Raw genomic sequence first — 18169 nt, 5'->3', positions numbered from 1 at the left:
CCACTCACCATTGGATCAGCGCCGTCTCGATCGTGGAACCGGGGCCCATGGTCATCAGCACGGTGTAGTCGCCGGGCTCGACCGTCTCCTCCTCGAGCAGGCGCTCGTAGGAGAACAGGAACGAGCCGCTGGACAGGTTTCCGAAGTCGCGCAGCACGCCGGTGGTGTGCCGCAGGTCGTGGCGGGACAGGCCGAGGTTGACCTGGACCGCGTCGATGACCTTCTTGCCGCCGGAGTGCACGAGCCAGTGCCGGATGTCGCTGCGGCGCAGGCCGGCCCTGGTCAGCAGCCGGTCCACGACCTGCTCGGCGTTGGCGCCGACGACGTAGGGCACGTCGGGGTCGAGGAAGAAGCTGAACCTGTTCTGGTCGTCGTCCCAGTCGTAGCGCATGGCGTCGACGGCCTCGGTGATCAGGTGGCTGGAGAAGCCGAGCAGCTTCGGTCCGGCCGGGCGGTACGGGTCGGCGACGAACTCGCCGGCCGCGCCGCCGCCGTCGGCGATCACGGCGACGGCGGCGGAGCCGTCACCGAAGAGGCTGTTGACGACGGCGGTGCGCATGGTGGAGTCGAACGCGTACGCGGCCGAGCAGGCCTCGACGCAGACCATGACGGCGAGCCGGCCCGGGTTGGCGACGGCCCAGCTGCTGGTCGCGTTGAGGCCGTTGAGCCCGGCGTTGCAGCCCATGCCGACGACGTCGACGCGGTGGCAGCTGCGCTCGATGCCCATCTCCTTGATGAGCAGCGCGCTCAGCCCCGGCGTCAGGAAGCCGGTGGTGGTGACCACGCACAGGTAGTCGATGTCCTCCAGGCGTGCGCCTGCCTGGGCCAGGCAGCGGCGCACGGCGCGGGCGGCCATCTCCAGGGCGAGGCGCTTGTGCTTGGCCAGCAGCTCGCCCTGGGGCTCGGAGAGGCAGTCCCCTTGTTCATCACGCGGGGGGATGGTGAGATAGCGCCGTTCGATGGCACTGTTGAGAAAGACGGAGCGGATCTTCGGGTCGCTGATCCCGAAGTAGTCGATCAGTTCCTGCTGGGAGTAGGACGTACCGGAGTTGGCCGTGCCGATGCCGGCCAGGCGCGCCGGGGCAGGCGTGCCGGGCGATTCGGTCGAGGCCAGCTCCGCCCAGTCGCGCTGGAGCAGTTGGGTGCCGGGGGTCATCGGAACGTCCACCCCCAGCTGCGACGCGGTGCGCGTGGGGGATTCAGCTGTGTTGACACGTTGGGTCGAACCTCCGTGAGGGTCGGGTGCCGCCGAGAGCTGTGGCGCGGTCAGGACCGCGCGTTCGCCTCGGCTCGGATGAACCGGTTGAGCCTGGCCACTCCTTCCGTGATCTGGGCCGGGGTCAGGTAGCTGACGGAGAGACGCAGGCTGCGCTCGCCCCCGCCCTGCGGGTAGAAGTAGGACATGGGGGTCCAGATGACCCCGTACTCGCCCGCGGAACGGGCGAGAGCCTGGTTGTCCGCCGCGAACGGCACGTCGACGGCGAGGAAGAACCCGCCCTGGGGCTCGTTCCAGCGCACCCCGAGGCGCTCGCGCAGGGCGGGCGGAAGGGCGCGGTCGAGTTCGTCGAGGGTGGCGCGCATGGCGCGGCCGTAGTAGGCGGCGGTCTCGGTGTTGAGCTCCTTGGTGCGGCCGTCGGCCGCGAGGAGCATGCCGGCCACGACGGCCTGGCTGATCGGCGAGGTGTTCACCGTGACCATGCTCTTGATCTTGGCCAGTTCGTCGGCGAGCAGACCGGTGCTGCCGTCCGCGTGCACCACGGGCTGGTCCGCGACGACGTAGCCGACGCGGGCGCCGGGGAAGAGGGTCTTCGACAGCGAGCCGAGCTGCACGACGCGGCGGCCGGTGTCCAGGCTCTTCAGCGTGGGCAGTTGCCGACCGGGGCTGACGATCCGGTAGGGGCTGTCCTCGAGGATCAGGAAGTCCTCGCGCTCGGCGAGGGCGAGCAGCGCGTGGCGGGTGGCCAGCGGCATGGTCGTGCCGGACGGGTTGGCGTGGTCGGGGATGACGTAGAGCGCGCGGGGGCGCCGGCCCTGGCCGCGTTCGGCGCGCAGGGTGCGCTCCAGGACGTCGAGGTCGAAGCCGTCGGGCCCCTCCTCGACGGCGGTCAGCGGCACGCCGAGCAGGCGGGCGACGCCGGTGATGCCGACGTAGCAGGGGCTGGAGGCGAGCAGCACGTCCGCGGGCCAGGCGATCAGGGCCCGCACGGCGAGGAACATGGCCTCCTGGCAGCCGACGGTGACGACGAGGGACTCGGGCGCGACGTGGACGTCCTCGTCGCGGGCGAGGGACTTCGCGAGCAGCTCGCGGATGACGCCGGCGGTCGGACCGTACTGGAACACCTGGTCGCGGATCTGCTCGGGGGTGCGTCCGCGGTCGCGCAGGTGGTCGAGGTAGCGGCGCAGGTGGTCGAAGACCTGCTCGGTGTCGAAGAAGCCGTCGTAGGGGCGCCCGGGGGCGAAGGAGATCGCGTCGGGATAGCGGTGGGTGACCTCGTTGAGGAAGGTCATCGAGTCGAGGACCGGGTCCATCAGGGAGCTGTGGAGGTCGGCGGCGTCGAGCACCGCCCCACCGAGGAGGGCGCCCGGCGCGGCCTCGGGAACCAGGGCCAGTTCCAGTTCCAGGTCCGGTCGCAGGTCCTGAACCGTCACGGGGGTACCTCCAGGGAAGACGGACGGCCGGTGGGCCGTGCGGTGGCTGTGCGCGTGCCCGGTCAGGCGGTGGCTGTGCGCGTGCCCGGTCAGGCGGTGGCCGCGAGCGGGCGTCGGCCCGGGCCCTGACGGCCGGATCGGTTCAGGAACGTGAGGATCGCCCGGTTGACCTCGTCCGGCCGTTCCAGGTAGCCCCAGTGGCCGCAGGAGGGGATCTCGACGTGGTCGCAGCCGGGGATCGCGGCGGCCACCTCGGCGCCCAGGGCCGCGGGGGTGACCAGGTCGTCGGTGAAGCTGATGACGCGGCAGGGCACCGCGATCCGGCTCAGCAGCGGGCGCCGGTCGGTGTGGGTGTCGACGCCGCTCTGCCCGCCGCCGCCGGATTCGCCGGCGGTGAGTTCGAGCAGGTCGAGCCACATGGTGACGGCCGTGTCGTCCAGCAGCGTCGCGGGGGAGAGCATCTGGGTGACCGTGGTCAGCGCCTCGTAGGCGGGCGGCAGCCGCACTCCCTCGCTCGCCAGCGTCCGGTCGGCGCGGGACAGGGCCCGGCGGAACGCGTCGGAGCGCGCCCGGGTGCCGATCAGGACGGCGCTGGTGACCAGGTCGGGCCGGTCGGCGGCGATCACCTGGGCGATCATGGCGCCCAGCGAGGTGCCGACGATGTGGCAGGGGCCGAAGTCCAGCGCCTCGATCAGTCCGACGGTGTCGGCGACCATCTCCTCCAGGGTGTAGTCGCCCGGCGGCACGTCGGAGGGCGCGATGCCGCGGTTGTCGAAGGTGAGGGTCTGGTAGCCGGCGCGGTTGAGCGCGGGGGTCTGGTGCATGGTCCACACGCGGCCCGAGGCGGACGAGCCCATGATCATGAGCACGCGTTCACCCTGACCGGTGCGCTTGTAGTTCAGCTTGATGCCGTTGGTGGCGACGTAGGGCATGACGGGCCGCCTCACTCGCCTGCGGTGGCCCGGAACCGCGGGGTTCCGGTTCGCGTGGGGTTCCGATGGGCGTGCAAGGCGGCCTCCTCGTCGTCAGTGGTGCGGTACTTCCGGTGCCTGGCCGGCCGCGGCCGGACGGGCTGCTACCAGCGCCACTCCTGCTGGCCGTACAGGTGGCCGGCGGTGATGCCGCGCTGGCCGGCCCAGTCGAGGAACTCCTCGATCTGCTTGATCTGGTAGGTGTCCTCGTTGTACGTGGTGGCCATGACGTGGCCGAGCCACGGCTCCTCGCCCATCGCGTAGACGTAGGCCTCGTCGACACCGAGCTCGGTGAGGATCTCGCCCGCCTGCTTGGCGTTGGAGCCGGACAGCTTGCGGGAGTTGCTCATCTTCTTGGTGACCGGCTTGGTCAGCAGCGCCTGGTAGAGCCAGGTCAGCGGGGCGCCGTCGCACTCCATGCCGATGAAGGCGAGGTCGGCCTTGCCCAGGTGCTCGCGGATGTAGCGGTACAGCTTCGGGTCGATGCCCGAGGAGTCGGCGCCGACGAAGACCCGCTTGCCGGCCAGCTCCACCCAGTAGGTGGACTTGCCGCGGATGTCCAGGTCGCAGTGCTCGCCGAGGAACGGCGTCGCGGTGACCTTGCCGCCGGGGAACGGCACCTCGTCGAACTCGTCGACCTCGATGACGTTGAAGCCGACCTGACGCAGGACCAGCGCCATCGAGGGGTCGGGCAGGTTGCCGCGCGAGGAGCGCGGGACGACGATCGAGCCCACGCGGCCGCGCAGCTGGAGCAGCGTCTCCAGGACGATGTGGTCCTGGTGGCCGTGCGTGATCAGGATCAGGTCGATGAAGTCCGGGAGGTCGTCCAGCGTGTAGCGGTCGCCCTGGGAGTTGTCCGCGGAGATGAACGGGTCGGTGACGACCGAGCCCTCGGGGGTCTGCAGGACCAGGCAGGCGTGGCCGAAGTAGCGGATGCGGCCGCCGTCGGGGATGTGCCGGTCCTCGGCGAGCTCCGGCTCGTCGGCCAGCAGGGTCAGCAGCTGCTCGGTCTGGGCCTCGTCGAGGCCGAGCGCCTCACGCAGGTGGCTGACGGTGGCGCCGTGCACGCGGGCCTTGAACAGCTCCTCCAGGCCCGGGTGGTTGAACGGGATGTCCAGCTCCAGGACGTCCGGGTTGGTCAGACGCGGGGTGCTGAGGATGAACGGGCGCTCGATGCCGGTCTCCAGCGAGAGCTGCACGGACTGACGGGCCGGCGCGTAGGCCGGGCTCTTGTAGGCCAGCGGCTCCATGAAGCGGATCTGCGCCTGGTTGTCGGTGTCGTAGGCCATCTCGACGACGCCGCCGAGCTCCTTGGGGAGCTGCGGGTACAGGGGGGTGAGGTCGAAGCCGGTGGCGTTGGCGCGCAGCAGCTCCTGTCCCTCGGCGATGGCCTCGGCGAAGCGGATCATCTCGGCGCGGTCGCGCTTGATCGTGGCGAGGAGCTCGCGGACCTCCTCGACGCGGTCCTCCGGAATGTTGACGAAGTATCCGCCGCGCAGCTCGGGGTTGTTACTGGCCGCGATGTGCACCTGCGGCGACTGGAGATACGACTCCAGCAGCGGGATCTGCAGGAACGCCAGGTTCATTGCCGCTTGCACCGGCGCGACTGTGTAGAACCATGCGTAGAACCGGTCCACCAGTGGTTCGATGATGGCGCGGGAACGCAGGTACTTCAGCTGTTCGTCCATGTGTGACCTTCCCCAGAAATACCGGAAACGTGAAGAAGCCCGCGCACGGCGAATGGGCGCGCAGGGCTGGAATACACCGGCAGCATTCGGCTGCATCACTATGGCCCTTGGGCGCGCTTTCGTTCAACGATCAGCCGTTCGAACAACGGGTGTTCAAAAAGGGGCATGCACGCGGGTGGCTTCACCGCATGCATGCCCTGGACATTTCCGGGCCGGCCGATCGGGGGGTCTCAGCCGGTGCTGTCCATCCGGGTCATCCGCTCGTCCAGGCTCTCCGCGAAGCCGGACCAGGTCTCGGCGAACCGGCGGGCCAGGTGGACGACCATCTCTCCGGAGTGGGCCGGGACGGCGGCGCTGAGGTCGTGCCACTCGCGCTCGGCCATCGCGTTCTGCTGGAGCAGGCGCAGCAGTTGGCGGCCGGCCTCCTTGTGGCGCAGCGCCGGGTCGCGCAGCAGCTTGTCCAGGACGACGGCGGGGTCGGCCGGAACCGCCCGCATGCGCCGCAGGGGCGGGCGGACCGCCTCCTCGCGGTCGCCGGGGTGCCGCTCGGCCACGGCGTGGGACGTCTCGGCCGCCCACGGCCCGGCACCCAGCCCGCCCGAGGCCAGTTCGCCCGAGGCCAGTTCGGCGGCCCGGACCGCGGCGCGCGCCGCGTCGTTGCGGACCCCGCCCGGGTCCTGGCCCATCTGGAGCCGCTTGCGCACGTCGCTCACGGTGGCGGGCGAGATCCCGGCGATCTGCGCGACCTCGCGCAGGGAGGCGGAGGGGTGGGCGAGCATCACCTCGGCGGCCCGCTGCCGGCCCTCCACGCTGCTCAGCGGCCGCACCCGGCCGTCACGGCCGACGCGGACGTTCAACTGCGGTCCACCGCCAGTTGAACGAGCGCGCAGGGTGGCGATGGTCTTGGCGCCGAGGCCCGCGGCACGGGCGATGGCGCGGTCGGAGAGGTGCGGGTGGGTCGTCACGATGCGCTCGGCGGCGACCCGCCGGTCGGCCTGGGACAGCGGGAGACCGTGCGTGACGTTCGCCTCGACACCGCGCAGGAACGCCTCGTCGGGGGTGCCGTCGAAGAAGCGCACCTCGATGTGGGTGTCCCCGCGGCGGCGGGCGGCGGCGAGCCGGTGCAGACCGTCGATGACGGTGAGGTTGCGCCGGTCGACGAGGATCGGCGGGAGGTTCTCCTCGATCTCCGCGAGCCGGGCCACGTGCTCGTCGTCCGGGCCGGTGGAGCGGGGGTGGTCGCCGGTGCTGAGGAGGTCGATCCGGATCGGAACGCACTGCGTTTCCCGCAGCGCTCTGCTGTAGTCGGTCATGTCGCGTCTGCCTCAGGGAAACGAGTGCGGGTGTGGGGTCGGCGCGGAGGGTCTCGCACTCCGCGGTGCGCGTTTCACAGGTCCACGGCCGAGCATTCGAGGACCCGCCAGCCGCGAAACGGAACCGCCCGGTGGACGGCCCGGCCGATCAGCGCCCCAGCCTGGGCTTCCGCATGTTCCTTGTCCGCCGCCCGGACGAAGGTCATGATGCTGACGAGGCCCCGGTCGACTTCGACGGTCACGTGTTCCAGGCAGTCACGGGGTTCGGCCGCCGCCCAGACCACGTCCTCGACCAGCGCCAGGTTCGGCGTCTCCACCTCCTGGGTGGGTGCGGTCACTCGGACGAGTACGGCGAGCATGGTGTCTCCTTGGATCACGGGCCCCAGCACGCGCAGTTGGGCGTGGCGGCGGCGGCCGGGGTGCTGTCGGCGGTCGAGCGCGCCGCGGCGTTGGAGCTGCCGCCGGCGAAGGCCCCCACCAGGACGGCCAGGACAATCAAGGCAGAACCGACAAATGCCGCGAGGCGAGACATAGCGAAGCTCCTTCAGGGCTGGTCATGGTGTTCGCCGCAGGTATCCCCCCGGCTTCCTGTCGGCCGGCCCGTCTGGCGATGACTAGAGCTTGGCCGCTGGCGGACCCCCCTCGTAAGGGCTGAAGGCTGGCAGCAACCGCGCGTGCCGCTTGGTGCCACTCAGGACACCTCGAAAACCGGCCCTGACCAGTGGTTTCCTCACACTGGCACTGTGCTGCCTGGCCTCGACGTGCCACCGTGGATCAACGTCTTCGGGCACCTTCCGGCCACCCTCGGGCCGGCTCGCGGCACGCGCCACCGACGGACGGCGTGGCCGTGCCCGCGTCAAGACTTCGTGTCGGGCTGTTGGTAGGCCTATCTGCACAAACTATGCTCGCCCCCGGCACCATCAGGCACTGCGGCGTTCAACTGGCACCCGGGGGAGCGCAGTACGGCGCATGGCTGACGAGTACGGGGGCGCAAGCATGCGGACAGAACCACCGGAGCGACTGCGAGCTGCCTTCCTCACCACCCGTCAGTCCACTGCGCGCGACTGCCGTGACACGTGGACGCACAGGATGCTGCGCGAACCTGAAGCCGACAACATCGCCCTAGGTTCGAATGAGGTGAACGCATGTTGGAAGCCCTCGGGCTGGAACCTGCCGCAGAGGTCGTCTACCGATCGCTCCTGGACTCACCACAGCAGGGCATCGAGGAGTTGTGCGACCGCTCGGGTCTCACCGAGGCCGCAGTCCGGTCCGCGCTGGACCAGTTGGCACGCCTGCATCTGCTGCGCCCGACCGGACCGGAGGAGGACAGCCTTCGCCCGGTCGATCCCGCCGTCAGCCTGAGCGCCCTGCACGCACGGCAGAGCGCGGCCCTGCTGCGGCACCAAAGACAGCTCGACGAGGCCAGAGAGTCCATCGCCGCGCTCGCGGCGGAGTACGGCAGCTCGCGCCGGGACTTCCTGCCCGAGGTGGCCGAGTGCCTCGACGGTATCGACGCGGTCCGCGACCGGTTGCGGGATCTGGCGGAGAACGCGAAGGAAGAGTGCATGTCCTTCGTCACCGGCGGAGCGCAGCGCCCCGACGACATGAGCGCCAGCAAGGGTCCCGACCAGGTACTGCTGGAACGCGGCGTCGCCGTGCGCTCCCTCTACCAGGACAGCCTGCGCAACGACACCGCCACCATGGGCTACGTGCACTGGAGCTCCGCGCTCGGCGCCGAGACGCGCACCATCCCCTCCCTCACCATGCGCATGGTCATCTTCGACCGGAAGGTGGCGCTGGTCCCCCTGGAGCCGGGCAACGCCCTCAAGGGCGCCCTGGTCCTGCACAGCGCCGGCGCCGTGGCGGCCCTGGTGATGCTGTTCGAGGAGGTGTGGCGCAACGCCACGCCGTGGGGCACGCCGATCCGCAAGGACCACCGCGGGCTCAGTCCGCAGGAGCGGGAGTTGCTGCGGCTGCTGGCCGAGGGCTGCACCGACGAGGTCGCCGCCCGCCACCTGGCCGTCTCGCTGCGCACGGTGCGGCGCCTGGCCGCCGATCTGATGACCCGCCTTCAGGCGCGCAGCCGGTTCGAGGCCGGCGTGCTCGCCGCCCGCGAGGGTTGGGTGTAGGTCACCTCCCCCGCCTGTCAGGGCCGGGCCTCGGGACGTGCACGACCGTCCAGGGCCCGGCCTTCGTGTTCACGGGAGCGGCGGCAGGGCGAGGGTCCGCGGTGGGCTCTCCGCGCGGCCCACGGCCGCGGCGAAGCCGGACGGGAGCTCCCGCAGCAGACCGACACCGGGGTCGCCGGGGTCGCGGTCGCGCACCGCGTAGGCGGCGGCGTGGCCGGGACCCGCGGCGAGGTTGGCGACGGTCCAGCCGGACGGCAGGGCGGCGAGGCCGCTCGTGCCCAGGTAGTCGGCGTCGGGATTGCGGCCCAGCCCCGTGCCCAGCCCCTTGAGGTAGGCCTCCTTGCGCGTCCACAGCCCGGCGAAGGCGAGAGGGCGGTCGGCCGGGGCGCATCCGTCGATCTCCAGCCGCTCGGCCGGGTGCATCAGCGGGGTCAGGTCCTCCACCTCCGCACCGCGCGGGACCGGCTCGACATCCACGCCGATCGGGGTCTCGGCGATGCCGATCAGCACCAGGTCCCCGCCGTGCGAGAGCGAGAAGTGCAGCGGGCAGGTCATGTCCGCGAGTGCCGGCCGGCCGTGCGGCTCCCCGCAGCAGGGGCAGGGTTCGCGGGTGTAGACCAGGTCGCGGGCCGGCACACCGACCCGCTCGGCGAGCAGCAGCCGCAACGAGACGTGCGCGGCGACGTAGCGGGCCTTGTCGGCGGGCTGCCGGAAGACGGAGGCCTGCTGCCGCTCCTGACGGTCCAGCAGCTCGGCGGCCAGCGCCGTGGCGTGGTCGTCGGAGGCGCACACGTCCGCCGCGCGCAGCAGCCACAGGTCTGCCGCGGCGCGCAGCGGCACGCGGTCGGTGGAGGCGAAGGAAGAAGGGCGAACGTCAGTGTCTGACAAGGTTTCCTCCTGAACAGCGAAGGTGGCGTGGTGCGGTCGGGACGGGCCCCGGGATGCCTCCCGGCAAGGGCCGGGGCCCGTCGTGGTGGTCAGTTCTCCCGCTCGAGCCACCTCGCTATGGCGGACCAGGCCTGCTCCAGCATCTCGGGGCGGACCATGTCCGAGTGCGTGCACGGCAGGTGGGCCTCGGCGACCTCACCGGTCACGTACGGCCTCCAGTTCTTGCCGTTCGGGGCCGTCTCGGGACGGTCCTTCCCGGCGACCAGGACCAGGGCGTCGCCCTCGAACAGCCCGAGGGCGTGCTCCCGCTTCAGGGCGCTGTTGTTGAGGAAGATCCGGGCCAGGCGCAGCGACTCCTCGTCGGAGATCGCGCCGAGGGTGGCCCCGGCCTCGCGGCGCATCTTGGCCCCGATCTCGGCGAGCTGCTCGTCCTGCGTCAGGGTCCGGCCCTCGGCGTCGACGGGGCCGGCGGGCGTGCCCGCGTCGTCGTCGGCGTCCCTGACGGTCGGATAGGTGTCCATGATCACCAGCGCGCCGATCTCCTCGCCCTGCCGCTGCAGCCGGAGGGCGATCTCGTGGACCGGGATGCCGCCGAAGGACCAGCCGAGCAGGTGGTAGGGACCGCTGGGCTGGACGGCGCGGATCTCGCGGATGTAGTCCTCCGCCATCTCGGCGACCGAGGCCGCCAGTTCGCCGCTGCCGTCCAGGCCCCGGGCCTGCAGTCCGTACAGCGGCACGTCCTCGGGGACGAACCGCGCCAGCGGCATGTAGGACCAGCTCAGACCGCCGCCGGGGTGGATGCAGAAGAACGGCGGCCGGCTGCCCCCGGTACGGATCGGCAGCAGCACCTCCAGCGCGTCACTGACCGCGCCGAGGTCCATCCGGGCCATCAGACCGCTGACGGTGGGCGCCGCCAGCAGGTTGCGCACGGTCACCGAGACCCCGCGTGCCTGCAGGCGCGACACCAACGTGACCGCCAGCAGCGAGTGCCCGCCCAACTGGAAGAAGTCCTCGTCGACCCCGACGCTCTCGACGCCGAGCACCTGCGCGAAGACCTCGCACATGAGCCCCTCCAGCGCGGTCGCGGGACCGCGCCGCTCCCCCTGCGGCTCCGCGGCGGTGTGGTCCGGAGCGGGCAGCGCCCGCCGGTCCAGCTTGCCGTTGGGCGTCAGCGGCATGGCGTCCACGACCACCACGGCGGCCGGGACCATGTACTCGGGCAGCCGCTGCCCGACGTGGCGGCGCACGTCGGCCGGGAGGGCCTCGGCGTCGGGGGCGTCGGCCGCGGGCACCACGTAGGCGACCAGGCGCTTGTCCCCGGGGGTGTCCTCGCGGACCACCACGACCGCCTGGGCGACCTCCGGCAGGGCGGCCACCACGGCCTGGACCTCGCCGGGCTCGATGCGGAAGCCGCGGATCTTGACCTGGTCGTCCGTACGGCCGGCGAAGACGAGCCGCCCGTCGGCGGTCCACTTGACCCGGTCGCCGGTGCGGTACATCCGCGCACCGCCCTCACCGGTGAACGGGTCGGCGACGAAGCGCCCGGCGGTCATGCCGCCGCGGCGCAGGTAGCCGCGGGTGACGCCGGCGCCGCCGATGTACAGCTCGCCGACCACGCCCGGGGCGACCGGGGTGAGCCACTCGTCGAGCACGTACACCTGGGTGTTGGCGTTCGGCCGTCCGATGGAGGGCTCCTCGCCGGGCGCCAGCGGGCCCGCCATGGTGGCGCAGACGGTGATCTCGGTCGGGCCGTAGGCGTTGACGAAGCGCCGGCCCGGCGCCCAGCGGGCCACCTGCTCGGCGCCGAGCGCGTCGCCGCCGGAGAACAGCGTCGTCACCGACGGAAGGTCAGCGGGGTCCAGCACCTCCAGCACGGCGGGCGGCAGCAGCATGTGCGTGGCACCGTGCCGGGCGATGACCTCCGCGAGGCCGGCGCCGGGCAGCAGTTCCTCCGCCGGGGCGGTCACCACGCAGGCGCCCGAGCCGAAGGCCATCAGCAGGTCCCAGGTGGCCGCGTCGAAGCCGACGGAGGCGAACTGCAGCACCCGGCTGGTGCTGTCGAGCTCCCAGCCGTCCGCCGCGATCAGGTTGACCGCGCCGGCGTGCGGCACCACGACACCCTTGGGTGTCCCGGTCGAGCCGGAGGTGTAGATGACGTAGGCCGGGTGCGCGGGCAGCAGCGCGGTGGTGCGCTCGCCCTGGGTGAGCGGGGTGTCGGCGAGCTCGGCGACCCGTGCGGTCACCTCCGGGTCGTCGACCAGGACGACCGGCAGCGCGGCCTGCTCCGGCAGCGCGGAAAGGCTCGCCCGCGAGGCCAGGACCAGGGCGGCGTCGGCGTCCCCGAGCAGGAACGCGATGCGCTCGGCCGGGTACCTCGGGTCGACCGGCAGGTAGGCGCCGCCGGCCTTGAGCACGGCCAGCACCGAGACCAGCAGGTCGGCGCCGCGCTCCTGGACGATCGCCACGAGCGACTCCGGGCCCACGCCGGTGCCGACGAGGTACCGGGCCAGGCGGTTGGCCCGCGCGTCCAGTTCGGCGTAGGTCAGCGTGGCGGCGTCGGAGAGGACGGCCAGGGCCTCGGGGCTGCGCTCGACCTGGCGGGCGAACAGGTCCACCAGGGTCTCGTCGCGGACCTCCAGCGCCGTGTCGTTCCACTCGTGCAGCATCCGCTGCCGCTCCTCGTCGCCGAGGACGTCGACGGCGCCGAGCCGCGACTGCGGGGCCTCGCCGACCGCGGTGAGCACCCGCGCCCAGCGGGCGGCGAGGTCGCGGGCCGTCTCCGGGTCGTGGTGCCGGGAGGCGACGGCCAGGTGGCCGAGCAGTCCGGCCGGGCGGCCGTCGGCGTCGAACTTCTCGCTGACGGAGAAGTCCATGCCGAACTTGGCGGACGGCGTGCCGGCGGCCAGCTCCTTGGCGACGGTCTCCGGGACCGCGCCGCCGCGCACGCCGGCCAGCCGCGCCCCGCCACGCGTGGTGTTCTGCAGCGTCAGCATGACCTGGAACAGCGGGTTGCGGGTGGCGGAGCGGACCGGGGCCAGCTCCTCGACCAGCCGCTCGAAGGGGATGTCCTGGTGGGCGAAGGCGCCCAGACCGGCGTCGCGGACCCGGCCCAGCACCTCACGGAAGGTCGGGTCGCCGGACAGGTCGGTGCGCATGACCAGGGTGTTGACGAAGAACCCGATCAGGTCGTCCAGCGCCTCGTCGGTACGGCCGGCCACGGCCGCGCCGAGGGGGATGTCGGTGCCGGCCCCGAGCCGGGACAGCAGCACCGCCACGGCCGCCTGAAGAACCATGTAGAGGGTCACGCCCTCCGCCTGGGCCAGCTCGACCAGACGGGCGTGGACCGGCGCGGGGATCTCCAGCGGGGCGGTGTAGGTGCGGAAGTCCGGCGCCGCGCCGTTCGGGTCGTTGAACGGCAGCTCCAGCTCCTCCGGGATGCCCGCGAGAGCGTCACGCCACCAGGCGAGCTGACGGGAGATCAGGCTCTCCGGGTCGGCGTCGTCACCCAGCAGGTCCCGCTGCCACAGCGCGTAGTCGGCGTACTGCACCGCCAGCGGCTCCCAGACCGGGGCCTCGCCGCCGCGCCGGGCGGCGTAGGCGGCCGCGATGTCGCGGGCCAGCGGCCCGCGCGACCAGCCGTCACCGGCGATGTGGTGCACCACCAGGACCAGCACGTGGCGGTCCGGGGCGGAGCTGAACAGCCACGCCTTGACCGGCACCTCGACGGAGACGTCGAAGGCGTGGTCGACCGCGCGGGCGACCAGCCTGCCCAGCTCCTCCTCACCGGCCTGCGCGGTCAGCAGCTCCCAGTCCAGCTCGTCCATGGCGAGGATGCGCTGGTAGGGCACGCCGTCCTCCATCGGGAAGACCGTGCGCAGCACCTCGTGGCGCTCCAGCACGTCCCGCAGGGCGGCGGCCATGGCCGGGGTGTCGACGTCGCCGTTCAGCCCGACCGCGATGGAGATGTTGTACGTCGGGCTCGGGCCCTCGACCTGCTCCAGGAACCACAGGCGGCGCTGGGCGAAGGAGAGCGGGACGCGCTCGGGCCGCTCCTGGCGGACCAGCGCGGTGCGGGCGCTGCCGGCCTCGTCGAGGCGGGCGGCGAGCCCGGCCGGGGTGGGCGCCTCGAAGAGCATCCGCAGCGTCAGCTCCACGCCCAGGACCGCGCGGACGCGGCTGACCAGACGGGTCGCCAGCAGCGAGTGGCCGCCGAGGGCGAAGAAGTCCTCGTCGACGCCCACCGACTCCAGCCCGAGGATCTGCGCGAAGACGCCGCACAGGATCTCCTCGGCCATGGTGCCCGGGGCCCGGCCCTCGCCGTTGCCGCCGCCGCGGTAGTCGGGGGCGGGCAGCGCCTTGCGGTTGAGCTTGCCGTTGCTGGCCAGCGGCAGGGCGGCGAGGCCCACGACGGCGGCCGGGACCATCTGCTCGGGCAGGTGCTCGGCCGCGTAGCCGCGGACCAGCCCCGCGAGGGTCTCCAGGTCCACCTCGCAGCCGGCGGCCGGGGTGACGTAGGCGACCAGGCGCTTGTCCCCGGGGACGTCCTCGCGGGCGAGGACGGCGGCCTGGGCCACGTCGGGGTGGCCCAGCAGCGCGGCCTGGATCTCCCCGGGCTCGATGCGGAAGCCGCGGATCTTCACCTGGTCGTCGGTGCGGCCCAGGTACAGCAGCTCGCCGTCCCTGGTCCAGCGGGCCCGGTCGCCCGTGCGGTACATCCGCTCACCGGCGTCGGAGAACGGGTCGGCGACGAACCGGCCGGCGGTGAGGCCGGGGCGGTTGACGTAGCCGCGGGCCACACCCGCGCCCGCGACGTAGAGCTCGCCGGCGACGCCGGGGGCGACCGGCCGCAGGCGCTCGTCCAAGACGTGGAAGCGGGTGTTGGCGATCGGGGTGCCGACCGGGACCGACGGCAGCCGCAGGTGCTCGCGGGTGATCTCGGTGGTGGCGACGCCGATCGTGGTCTCGGTCGGGCCGTAGTGGTTGAACACGCCGCGCCCGGCGGCGGTGTCCAGCAGCTCGGCGGCCCAGCTGAGCGGGGCGGCCTCACCGCCGAGCACCAGCGAGACGGCGGGCAGCACCCGGCCCAGCCCCTCGGCGCCCAGCGCGGCCAGGTGCGAGGGGACGGCCTTGAAGTGGTCGATCCGGTGCTCGGCGAGGAACGCGGCGACCAGCTCCGGGTCGGTGACCGCGTCATGGTCGAGCACGTACAGGGTGCCGCCGGTGGCCAGGCTGATGAACAGCACGGTGTTGCCGAGGTCGGTGACCTGGGCCTGCAGCAGCGCGTAGCGGCGTCCCGGTTCGCCGTACCCGATCCGGCCCGGGACGTGGGCGGTGTAGTTGGCCAGGGAGCCGTGGGTGACCGCGACGCCCTTGGGGGTGCCGGTGGAGCCGGAGGTGTAGATCACGTAGGCCAGACCGGCGGCGGAGGTGGCCACCGCCGGAGCGGTGGCGTCCTGCGCCGCGACGGCGGCCGCGACCTGCGGGTCGTCCAGGGCCAGGACCGGCAGCGAGGCGTCGAGGTGGTCCTGCGTCAGCGGGGCCAGCGTCTCCTTGTGGCCGACCAGGGCGACGGCGCCGGTGTCGCGCAGCATGAACGCGGTGCGGTCGGCGTCCGCCTCGGGGTCGATCGGCAGGTAGCCCGCGCCCGACTTCCACACCGCGAGGATCGCGGTGACCATGTCCAGGCCGCGGCCCAGGCACAGGCCGACGACGGCCTCGGGACCGGCGCCCAGACCCGCGAGGTGCCGGGCGAGCCGGTTGGCGCGGGCGTCGAGCTCGGCGTAGGAGAGCCGTTCGCCCTCGGCGACGATCGCGACCGCCTCCGGGGTCCGGACGGCCTGCGCCGCGAACAGGTCGGCGACGGTCCCGGCCGGCACCGGAGCGGTGGCGCCGGCCCAGCCGCTGACGACCTGCTCGCGCTCGGCGGCGTCCAGCACCTCCACCGCGCTCAGCGGCAGCTGCGGATCGGCCGTCACGGCGGCCAGGACGCGCGTCAGGCGCTCCGCCAGCAGGCGGGCGGTGGCCACGTCGAACAGGTCGTCGGAGGCCGTCAGGTGGCCGTACAGGCCCCCGGGGCGGCCCTGCGGGTCGAAGGACTCCCCGACCATCACGTCGAGGTCGAACTTGGCCGCGACGAGCCCGCCGGGCGCGTCCACGACGCTGTTGCCCTCGGAGCGCAGGCCGGAGAGGCCGACGACCGTGCGGGCGTTGTTCTGCAGGGTCAGCATGACCTGGTAGAGCGGGTGCCGGGACAGCGAGCGGGTCGGCGCGAGCTCCTCGACGAGGCGCTCGAACGGCACGTCCTGGTGCGCGAACGCGCCCAGGCTCGCCTCGCGGACCCGGGCCAGCGCCTCGCGGAAGGTCGGGTCGCCGGTCAGGTCGTTGCGCATGACCAGGGTGTTGACGAAGAACCCGACCAGGTCGTCCAACGCCTCGTCGGTGCGCCCGGCCACGGCAGCGCCCACGGGGATGTCGGTGCCGGCGCCGAGCCGCGACAGCAGCACCGCCAGGCCGGCCTGGAGCACCATGAAGAGCGTCACGCCCTCCGCCTGTGCCAGCTCCACCAGCCGCGTGTGCAGCTCGGCGGGGACGTGCAGCGGCACGCTGTGCCCCAGGTAGCCGGCCACGGCCGGGCGGGGACGGTCGGCGGGGAGCTCCAGCTCCTCCGGCGCATCGGCGAGAGTCTCGCGCCAGTACCCCATCTGACGGGAGATCAGGCTGTCCGGGTCCTGGTCGTCGCCGAGCAGGTCGCGCTGCCAGATCGCGTAGTCCGCGTACTGCACCGGCAGCGGCGTCCACTGCGGGGCGTCCCCGGCGCGGCGCGCCTCGTAGGCGGCGGCGATGTCCCGCGACAGCGGGGCCATCGACCAGCCGTCACCGGCGATGTGGTGCACCACCAGCACCAGGACGTGGCGGTCCGGGGCGGTCGAGAACAGCCACGCCTTCACGGGCACGTCGTCGGCCAGGTTGAAGCCGTACGCCTGGGCCTCGGCCACCACACGCGGCAGGTCGGCCTCGTCGAGGTCGGCGGTGTGCAGCTGCCAGTCCAGCTCGTCCATGGTGAGGATCCGCTGGTGGGGCTCGCCGTCGGCCGTCGCGAAGACGGTGCGCAGCACCTCGTGGCGCTCCAGCACGTCGCGCAGCGCGGCCGACAGGGCCTCGCGGTCGACCTCGCCGGCCAGGCGCAGGGCGACCGGCAGGTTGTAGGTCGCGTTCGGACCTTCCAACTGGCCAATGAACCAGAGGCGCTGCTGGGCGTAGGAGAGCGGCAGCCGCTCGGGCCGCTGCTGCACGGTCAGCGCGGTGCGAGCCACTCCGGCGGCGTCACCGAGCCGGGTGGCGACCCCGGCGGCGGTGCGGGCCTCGAAGAGGGTCCGCAGCGGCAGTTCGACCCCGAGGAGGGTGCGGATGCGCGAGACGAGGCGGGTGGCGAGGAGGGAGTGGCCGCCGAGGGTGAAGAAGTCGTCGTCAACGCCGACGCTCGGCAGGCCCAGGACCTGCGCGAACGCGCCGCACAGCAGTTCCTCCTGGACGGTGGCCGGGCCGCGGCCGGAGCCGGCGGCGCCGCCGTACTGCGGCGCCGGGAGGGCGCGGCGGTCGAGCTTGCCGTTGGTCGTGGTCGGCAGTGCGTCCAGCAGGACAACGGCGGAGGGGACCATGTACTCCGGCAGCCGCTCCGCGGCGAACGCCAGGACGGACTCGGTCAGGGAGTCGGTGTCGGATGCGGGGACGAGGTAGGCGACCAGGCGCTTGTCGCCGGGGGTGTCCTCGCGGGCGATGACGGCGGCCTGGGCGACGTCCGGGTGGGCGGCGATGACGGCCTGGACCTCGCCGGGTTCGATGCGGAAGCCGCGGATCTTGACCTGGTCGTCGTTGCGGCCCAGGTAGACCAGCTGGCCGTCAGCCGTCCAGCGGGCCTGGTCGCCGGTGCGGTACATCCGCTCACCGGTCGCGCTGAACGGGTTGGCGACGAAACGGTCCGCCGTCAGCCCGAACCGGCCGACATACCCGCGCGCCAACTGCACACCCGCGAGATACAGATCACCGCCGACACCCACCGGAACCGGCCGGAGCCGGTCGTCCAGCACATAGGTCTGCGTGTTGAACACCGGCGCACCGATCGGCACGCTGCTGCCGGTATCGGTGGGCAAGCAGGTCCAGGCGGTCACGTCGACCGACGCCTCCGTCGGACCGTAGAGGTTGTGCAACTGCGCCGTCTCACCGAGCGTCGCGAGGAAGCGGTCGCGCAGGTCGGCCGGCAGGGCCTCGCCACTGGCCATCACGGCCCGCAGGCTCGTGCAGTCGGCCGCCGAGGGCTCCCGCAGGAAGGCCTCCAGCATGGAGGGGACGAAGTGGGTGACGGTCACACCCTCACGACGGATCAGCTCGGCCAGGTAGGCCGGGTCCTTGTGCCCGCCCGGCTTCGCCACCACCAACGTGGCACCCTCCAGCAGCGGCCAGAAGAACTCCCACACCGACACGTCGAACCCGAACGGCGTCTTCTGCAACACCCGATCCGCCGCCGTCAGCCC

General features: G+C 72.6%; 10 protein-coding genes. 1 reads left to right on the top strand and 9 read right to left on the bottom strand.

Translation table 11 applies throughout. From position 1 onward, the window contains the following. Positions 1–4: 4 nt before the first annotated feature. From dpgA to ABH931_RS38090, 7 genes are all read right to left on the bottom strand, one after another. Positions 5–1156 (bottom strand): 3,5-dihydroxyphenylacetyl-CoA synthase DpgA, encoded by a 1152-nt coding sequence (gene dpgA / locus ABH931_RS38120; protein WP_370124287.1) that lies wholly within the window; start codon positions 1154–1156, stop codon positions 5–7. Positions 1157–1266: 110 nt separating this feature from the next. After that, on the bottom strand, positions 1267–2649 hold the full coding sequence (locus tag ABH931_RS38115) for a PLP-dependent aminotransferase family protein (protein WP_370124285.1): 1383 nt from the start codon (positions 2647–2649) through the stop codon (positions 1267–1269). Positions 2650–2738: 89 nt separating this feature from the next. After that, complete coding sequence (locus ABH931_RS38110; protein WP_370124283.1) at positions 2739–3581, bottom strand: alpha/beta fold hydrolase; 843 nt, start codon at positions 3579–3581, stop codon at positions 2739–2741. A 143-nt stretch (positions 3582–3724) separates the two neighbouring features. Beyond that, on the bottom strand, positions 3725–5308 hold the full coding sequence (locus ABH931_RS38105) for an MBL fold metallo-hydrolase (protein WP_370124281.1): 1584 nt from the start codon (positions 5306–5308) through the stop codon (positions 3725–3727). A 230-nt stretch (positions 5309–5538) separates the two neighbouring features. After that, positions 5539–6621: a ParB N-terminal domain-containing protein gene (locus ABH931_RS38100; RefSeq protein ID WP_370124279.1), complete on the bottom strand. Its 1083-nt coding sequence runs from the start codon at positions 6619–6621 to the stop codon at positions 5539–5541. 74 nt (positions 6622–6695) lie between these two features. Beyond that, the gene (locus ABH931_RS38095) at positions 6696–6980 is read right to left on the bottom strand and encodes a hypothetical protein (RefSeq protein ID WP_370124277.1); all 285 of its coding nucleotides are present in this window, start codon (positions 6978–6980) and stop codon (positions 6696–6698) included. A 14-nt stretch (positions 6981–6994) separates the two neighbouring features. After that, entirely contained in the window at positions 6995–7153 is a 159-nt protein-coding gene (locus ABH931_RS38090; protein WP_370124275.1) for a hypothetical protein, read from the bottom strand. 613 nt (positions 7154–7766) lie between these two features. Here ABH931_RS38090 and ABH931_RS38085 point away from each other — a divergent pair. Continuing rightward, positions 7767–8750 (top strand): LuxR C-terminal-related transcriptional regulator, encoded by a 984-nt coding sequence (locus ABH931_RS38085; protein ID WP_370124273.1) that lies wholly within the window; start codon positions 7767–7769, stop codon positions 8748–8750. 69 nt (positions 8751–8819) lie between these two features. Here the strand turns inward: ABH931_RS38085 and ABH931_RS38080 are convergent, their stop codons facing one another. Together ABH931_RS38080 and ABH931_RS38075 are read right to left on the bottom strand one after the other, a co-directional pair. Beyond that, positions 8820–9638, bottom strand: a complete 819-nt coding sequence (locus ABH931_RS38080) for a 4'-phosphopantetheinyl transferase superfamily protein (RefSeq protein WP_370124271.1) — start codon at positions 9636–9638, stop codon at positions 8820–8822. A gap of 89 nt (positions 9639–9727) precedes the next feature. After that, entirely contained in the window at positions 9728–18166 is an 8439-nt protein-coding gene (locus ABH931_RS38075; protein WP_370124307.1) for an amino acid adenylation domain-containing protein, read from the bottom strand. Positions 18167–18169 lie beyond the last annotated feature (3 nt).

The organism is Streptacidiphilus sp. MAP12-33 (assembly GCF_041261265.1).
GTDB lineage: Bacteria > Actinomycetota > Actinomycetes > Streptomycetales > Streptomycetaceae > Streptacidiphilus.
This window is presented reverse-complemented; position numbering and strand designations above follow the sequence as displayed.